This window comes from Ruania albidiflava DSM 18029, from assembly GCF_000421225.1.
GTDB lineage: Bacteria > Actinomycetota > Actinomycetes > Actinomycetales > Beutenbergiaceae > Ruania > Ruania albidiflava.
This window is the reverse complement of record NZ_ATWL01000042.1, coordinates 1-5,078: the sequence shown is the minus strand read 5'-3', so window position 1 is coordinate 5,078 and position 5,078 is coordinate 1. Positions and strand designations below refer to the sequence as shown.

Here is a 5,078-nt window from a genome sequence, read left to right as displayed (position 1 = left end):
AGTGGGCCACCACGAAGTACGTGTCGGTCACGTGGAAGTCCAGCGGCGGACTGGCCAGGATCACGCCGGTCAACCCGCCGAACAGGAACGTGACCAGGAAGCCGATGGACCACAGCATCGGCGACTGGAAGGTGAGCTTCCCGCGCCACATGGTGCCCACCCAGTTGAAGAACTTCACCCCGGTCGGCACCGCGATCAGCATCGTCATCACCGAGAAGAACGGCAGCAGCACCTGGCCGGTGGAGTACATGTGGTGCGCCCACACCGTGGTGGACAGCCCGGCGATGGAGATGGTGGCGATCACCAGCCCCAGGTAGCCGAACACCGGCTTGCGGGAGAACACCGGCAAGATCTCGGTGATGATGCCGAAGAACGGCAGCGCGATGATGTACACCTCGGGGTGGCCGAAGAACCAGAACAGGTGCTGCCAGAGCATCACTCCGCCGTTGTCGGGGGCGAACACCTGGGAGCCGAGGATCCGGTCCGCGGCCAGTCCGAACAGGGCCGAGGCCAGCACCGGGAACGCCATCAGGGCCAGCACCGAGGTGAGCAAGATGTTCCAGGTGAAGATCGGCATCCGGAACATCGTCATCCCCGGCATGCGCATGCACAGGATGGTGGTGATGAAGTTGACCGACCCGAAGATGGTGCCGAACCCGGTCATGATCAGGCCCATCACCCACAGGTCCCCGCCCAGTCCGGCGCTGTAGGTCGCGTCCGCCAGTGGGGCATACCCGGTCCAGCCGAAGCTGGCCGCACCGCGCGGGGTGAGGAACCCGGCCACCGTCATCAGCCCGCCGAACAGGAACAGCCAGTAGGCGAACATGTTCAGCCGCGGGAAGGCCACGTCCGGTGCCCCGATCTGCAGCGGCACCATCACGTTGCCGAACCCGACGAACAGCGGGGTGGCGAACAGCAGCAGCATGATCGTGCCGTGCATCGTGAACAGCTGGTTGTACTGCTCGGAGCTGGCCACGATCTGCACGCCGGGCTCGAACAGCTCCGCCCGGATCAGGATCGCCATCAGGCCACCGATGCAGAAGAACACGAAGGACGTGATCAGGTACAGGTAGCCGATCGTCTTGTGATCGGTGGTGGTGATCCACGAGACGACGGTCTTGCCCAGCGACCGGCGCTCGTCCCGCAGGCCCGGGATGGTGGACTGCTCAGCCGTGGTCTCCGGCGTGGCGTCTTCCTGGATAGCCATCAGTTGTCAGCTCCCTCGACAGCAGTCGGGTCCTCGAGGTCAGCGGCGTTGTCCCGGTCCAGCTCAGGGCCGAGCTCACCGGTCTGGCCGGCGGCCTCGAGGTCAGCGATGTGCTGCTCGTACTCCTCGGCGGACACCACCGCCACGTTGAACAACATGTACCCGTGGTGCTCACCGCACAGCTCGGCGCACTTACCGAGGTACACGCCCTCTTCACCGGGGGTGATGGTGAACTCGTTCACCACTCCGGGCAGCACGTCCTCCTTGTACAGGAAGGCAGGCACCCAGAAGGAGTGGGCCACGTCGCGGCTGCGCAGCTCGATCTCCACCGTCTGGTCCACCGGCAGGTAGAGCGTGGGGAGGTCGGCGGCAGGCGCCATCGTCCCGTCCAGCTCGGCCGGCTCGCCCGCGTCCCACACGTCGTCATCGGTGTAGACGAAGTCCCAGCTCCACTGCCGTCCGTAGACGGTGACGTGCAGGTCGGGTTCACCCTCCGGGTTGGTGATCTGTTCCTGCAGCACCGCCGTGTGGTAGAACAGCGTGCCCACCATCACGATCGGGATGAACGTGTACAGCAGCTCCAACGGCAGGTGGTAGCGCAGCTGGACAGGCAGCCGGTGGTCGTCCTTGCGCTTGCGGTAGACGATCACGCACCAGATGATCAGGCCCCACACCAGCACACCGATGCACAGTGCGGCGATCCAGGAGCCGGTCCACAGGTTCAGAATCCCCTCGGTGTGGTCGGTGACGTTGGGGTCGGAGGGCATCCACCCACGGGCCACCTGCTCGGTCGAGCAGCCGCTGAGCACGAGCGCGGCGAGGAGTCCGAGCGCGCCGAGGCCCGCAGTGCGGCGCCTCGTGGTCCGGGGAGAGGGCGATGGCACGATCTTCAAGCCTTCCAACGTCTCAACCAACTGGGGCTCCGGTACCGATGTGCTCGCGGGCCCTACCGCACGCGCGCGCACCGGTGTACCGGTCGCCTCTACCTTAGCCCTAACCGAGGCTGCCAGCGGCCAGGACGCACCCGAACACCCGGGTCGGTCCGACGCGGCACGCCTCACGCTGCACCGAGGATGTCCAGCAGCCACGCTGTCGCCGGCTGGGTGTCGTTGGCGGGGAGCAGCACCAGCACCCGGGATCCCACCGGGACGTCGACCGTGGCGTCCACGATGTACCCCTGGCCCACCGGTCCGGCGTACGGACCGGTGCCCTCCTGCCCGTCACCGGGCCAGCTGACGTCCTGCTCCGCACCGTCCCACGAGGTCATCGCATAGGCGGCGGCCACGGACTGCCCGGCAGCGACCACCTCACCGCTGCCCTCAGCGATCGTGATCACCTCCACCTCGGTGGGTTCGGTGGCACCGTCCGGTACGGTCACCGTCGCCGGTTCGCCGACCTCCCCGTGCACCTGCACCGGCAGCTCGGCGGCCTCGGTGGTCACCGTGGCGTCCGCCTCGCCGGCCTGGTCCGGGTTGTACGCCTCCACCAGGTCGATGACGAACACGATCGTGTCCTCCGGTCCGATACCGGCGCTGGGCTGACCGCCGCTGGGGCCGTAGCCCAGCTCCGGCGGGATGGAGATCAGCAGCCGGGAGCCGACCGGGTGGGCCGGGATTCCGTCGGTCCAGCCCTGCACCACGCCGCTGAGAGAGAACAGGGACGGCGCACCCCGGCTGTAGGAGTCGTCGAACGTCTCCTCGCCGCCCCAGACGATGCCGGCATAGTCGGCGAGCACAGCGGCCCCGGGCTGCACCATCGGCCCGTCGCCCTCGCTGAGCACCTCCACCTGCAGGTCCGCGGGTGGTCCGGAGTCGGGGAACGTGAACTGTGGCGCGTCCCCGAAGTCGCCGGTGGTCTGCGGCAGCTGCGTTCCCGGTTCCGTACCGGTACCACCCTCCTGGCTGGTGCCGTCGGTGGTCTCCTGGTTCCCACCGCTGGTATCGGGTCTTGGCTCGCTGTCCACGTCGTCGGAGCTGCAGCCGGCGACCAGAGCCGCGCAGGTGAGGGCAGCCAGCACGGGGCCGGCCAGTCGGGTTCGGATCACGGAGCTCTCTCGTCTCGTCACTGGGTCGGACACACCACGGCCGCGCCGCTCAGCGGGGAGCGACGCGGCCGCTGGTGCTGCTTGCTCAGGCGCCGGTCGGCGGCTCAGCTGAAGGAGTCGCCGCAGGCGCACGAGCCGCCCGCGTTCGGGTTGTCGATGGTGAAGCCCTGCTTCTCGATGGTGTCGGCGAAGTCGATGGTGGCGCCGGCCAGGTAGGGGACGCTCATCTTGTCCACGATCACCTCGACTCCCTCGAACTCGCGCACCGCGTCGCCGTCGAGCATGCGTTCGTCGAAGTACAGCTGGTAGATCAGGCCGGAACAGCCGCCCGGTTGCACGGCGACCCGCAGGCGCAGGTCGTCGCGGCCCTCCTGCTCCAGCAGGGCCTTGACCTTCCCGGCGGCAACATCGGTCAGGGCGACTTCGTGGCTGAGCTCCTCAGTGGGGGCGGTGGTCTGCGACATCTGAATCTCCGAGGCTCGTTCACACCGGCGGACCGGTCTCTTCGTCAGGTCTCGTCGTGCCCGGCGGCTGGCCGCCGGTCGAGCGGACCCGACTACCACCAGCGTACGTCACTGTGCCCAGGTCTTCACGATTCGTTCCGCGCGTGCCTGCAGCGCAGTCAGCGGATCGGTGGACGGCGCAGGCCCCGTCCCGGGCATCCTCGGGTCGATCACGGGGTAGCTGGCGGAGATCCCCACCCGGGCGCCGTCGCGCCGGGAGGTGTGCACCTCCCAGCCCACAGCCACCACCGGGACGCCCACCTCCATCGCGGCCCGTCCGACGACGGCCGGGATCCCGTCGTGCAGCGCCGCACCGTCCAGGGCCGGTGCTGCGGTGACGACCAGGTCGGCCTCGGCCACAGCGGCGGGCAGGCCCACCTCTGCTGCGACCAGCTCCGGTCCAGGCAGCAGCCGGGCGCCCAGCAGCGCGAGGGCGAAGGCCGCACCGCCACCGGCGCCAGAGTGCGGTGCCCGACCCAGCCGCGGTGCGCTGTCGTCGGCGAGCAGGCTGCGCCGGCTCGTCTGCTGCGCGACCCGCTCCCACTCGGCCACCTGCCCACCGACCACGTTCTCCGCTCGTTGGGCGATGGTGGCGTCCAGTCCCGGGTAGCGGGCCAGCTCCGCACCAGCGCCGTGCAGCCCGAGCAACGGCAGCTCTGTGCCGGCAGCCACGTCCACGGTGACCGGTGCGAGCACCGCCCGCATCGCGGTGAGGTTCTCCGGGCTGGGCTCGACGCTGCAGCCCACGTGCTCGGCGAGGGCGTGGAGCAGGCCGCGACCGCCGTCGTGCACCGGTGTGCCACCCAGACCTACCACCACCCGCTGGGCCCCGGTGGCGCTCGCAGCCAGCAGCACCGCCGCCAACGGCGCGGTGCTGCCCAACAAACCGTCCTCGGCCACCTCCGGCACCCGGGTCAGCAACGGCCCGGCCTCGACATAGGCGGAGCCCTCCACCAGCAGCATCTCCGCGACTGCCTCCGGGCCCGTGGCGCGCACCGGGTGCACGTGGCCACCGCGGGCGGCGGCGACAGCTTCGACCAGACCGGTGCTCCCAGTGCCCATCGGCACCTGGCGGACGGTGTGCCCGCGGTCCTGCCAGGGCTCGGCGAGGACGGCCGCACTGTCGGACGCCGAGAGCATCGGGGCCACGGAGTCGGGGGCGATCAGCACGTGCATCCCTCTATCCTCCCGCACTCCCCCACCCTCGGGTCGTCATACCAGGAGTGCGCCCTAGCTGTACCCGGCCAGGAGGTTGGTTACAGGCGGCTGGTGGGAGGTAGTCCACCGAGTGCGCTGTGGCCACGGACAGTGTTGTAAGTTTCCA

Annotated in this window: 5 protein-coding genes; all 5 read right to left on the bottom strand. The window is 69.3% G+C overall.

Translation table 11 applies throughout. The features are described from left to right. The coding region (locus tag K338_RS0119310) for a cytochrome c oxidase subunit I (protein ID WP_022919778.1) at nt 1-1,207 on the bottom strand (1,207 nt) is incomplete at its 3' end. Beyond that, entirely contained in the window at nt 1,207-2,091 is an 885-nt protein-coding gene (gene ctaC, locus K338_RS24140) for an aa3-type cytochrome oxidase subunit II (RefSeq protein WP_040654491.1), read from the bottom strand. The genes K338_RS0119310 and ctaC, both read right to left, overlap by 1 nt. Before the next feature lie 173 nt (nt 2,092-2,264). Further along, nucleotides 2,265-3,251, bottom strand: coding sequence for an FKBP-type peptidyl-prolyl cis-trans isomerase (locus K338_RS24135; protein ID WP_022919776.1), 987 nt, complete (start codon nt 3,249-3,251; stop codon nt 2,265-2,267). Nucleotides 3,252-3,355: 104 nt separating this feature from the next. Beyond that, nucleotides 3,356-3,715 carry an iron-sulfur cluster insertion protein ErpA gene (erpA, locus tag K338_RS0119295; protein WP_022919775.1) on the bottom strand — a complete coding sequence of 120 codons (360 nt, stop codon included), beginning with the start codon at nt 3,713-3,715 and terminating at the stop codon, nt 3,356-3,358. 108 nt (nt 3,716-3,823) lie between these two features. Beyond that, on the bottom strand, nt 3,824-4,930 hold the full coding sequence (locus K338_RS0119290) for a glycerate kinase (protein WP_022919774.1): 1,107 nt from the start codon (nt 4,928-4,930) through the stop codon (nt 3,824-3,826). Nucleotides 4,931-5,078: the final 148 nt, after the last annotated feature.